This is a genomic window from Bradyrhizobium sp. AUGA SZCCT0431, assembly GCF_018131065.1.
GTDB lineage: Bacteria > Pseudomonadota > Alphaproteobacteria > Rhizobiales > Xanthobacteraceae > Bradyrhizobium.
Genome location: NZ_JAFCLR010000096.1, coordinates 1 through 1,569 on the forward strand (window position 1 = coordinate 1; position 1,569 = coordinate 1,569).

The 1,569-nt window shown below is 60.0% G+C and carries 1 protein-coding gene; it reads right to left on the minus strand.

Going from position 1 to position 1,569, the window contains the following annotated elements:
- Positions 1–234: 234 nt before the first annotated feature.
- Complete coding sequence (locus JQ567_RS37895) at positions 235–1,209, minus strand: N-carbamoyl-D-amino-acid hydrolase (protein ID WP_212443532.1); 975 nt, start codon at positions 1,207–1,209, stop codon at positions 235–237.
- Between the last annotated feature and the right edge of the window lie 360 nt (positions 1,210–1,569).

Genomic DNA, 1,569 nt, shown 5'->3' on the forward strand with positions numbered 1-1,569 from the left:
CAGCCTTCATGCCAAACGAATGTGCCAACTACTTCGAAAACGCCGGATACGCCTCAACCTAAATTCATCCCGCTCTAGCGCGAAGACGCGCTTCGCGCTTCTGCCCGGGCATGACGACGCTGAGCGCGTAGCCCGCATGAGCGCAGCGACATGCGGGGCCGTGCGGGAAAATACCCGGATATCGCGGAGCCTGTCATCGGGCGTGCATTCGCGCGACCCGTTGGCTCATCCAGGCTACAGGCCGCGACCGCTTTTGCCCGAAGGCACAGGCGTTCCATCCGCCATCATGTGCTGGCCCCTTCGTTCGACAATCAACCCGTAGGCATGGGGCTGCCGGTGGACGTCGAAGTTGAAGGTGGTGCGCTTGTAGGAGTTGCACAAATCCAGATCACAGCGCGCCAATGCGATTTCGTCACCTTTGGTCGTGCAAGCGGCGACGATTTCACCTGATGGCGCCACAATGCAGCTACCGCCAATCTGGTCGACACCCTCTTCGATCCCGGCCTTGGCGACTCCCACGACCCAGGTCCCGTTCTGGTAGGCGCCGGACTGCATCACAAGACGATTGTGGAACAGCGAGAGGTCGTCATGATCAGGCGCGGGCGGATTATGCACCGGCGTGTTGTAGCCGATCAGCACCATTTCGACGCCCTGCAGTCCCATGACGCGATAGGTTTCGGGCCAGCGGCGATCATTGCAGATCGCCATGCCGATCGCGCCATTGAACGCGTCGGCCACGCCAAAGCCGGAGCCGGGCTCGAAGTAACGCTTTTCCAGGTGCTGAAATCGGCGCCAGGGCTCGTGTTCGGCGTGGCCGGGCAAATGCACTTTGCGATACCTGGAAATGGTTTTGCCGCGCTTGTCCACGAGGATGGAGGTGTTGTGCCGATGGGTTTCGCCGTTCTCGACCGCCAGTTCGGCGTAACCCAGGCAAAATCCGATGCCCAGTTCCAGGGACAGGTCGAACAGGGCACGCGTCTGCGGACCGGGCATCTCATGCTCGAAGAAGGAATCGATTTCCGCCTGATCCTCCATGTACCAGCGCGGAAAAAACGTCGTCAGCGCCAGCTCGGGATAGACGATCAGGTCGCATCCGTTGGCGTGCGCCTGGCGCATCAACGCCATGAGCCGCGCGACAACCTCGGTCCTCGTTTCGCTTCGGGCGACAGGGCCCAACTGTCCCGCTGCGACGTTCACAAATCTTGCCACTGTCTTTCCTTTTGATCCGTTACCAGGTCGCTCGGCACAGTGCAGAACGCGTGCCAAGGCAGCACCGGTGCGAGAATGCCTGAAAATCACTCTGCTCCTCCGGGCTACGGACCACAACATCTGGCCCGTCGGGCAAATCAGTTCTGATTTACGGAAATCGTGTCAAGCCTCGAAATAAAAAATATTTCGCTTTTCCCGAAGGCAAATCAGGGCCATATGTTTGGTCATCCCGTCCTACTCAGAAGGGCGTCGGCCGTCGTCACGGACGTTGGACGGGATGCGATGGACGCCGATGTTGCGAAGACGTAACGCGACAGAGGCGTACGGCGAAGGCGCGTGGTCCTGACACCCCGTTGCTGG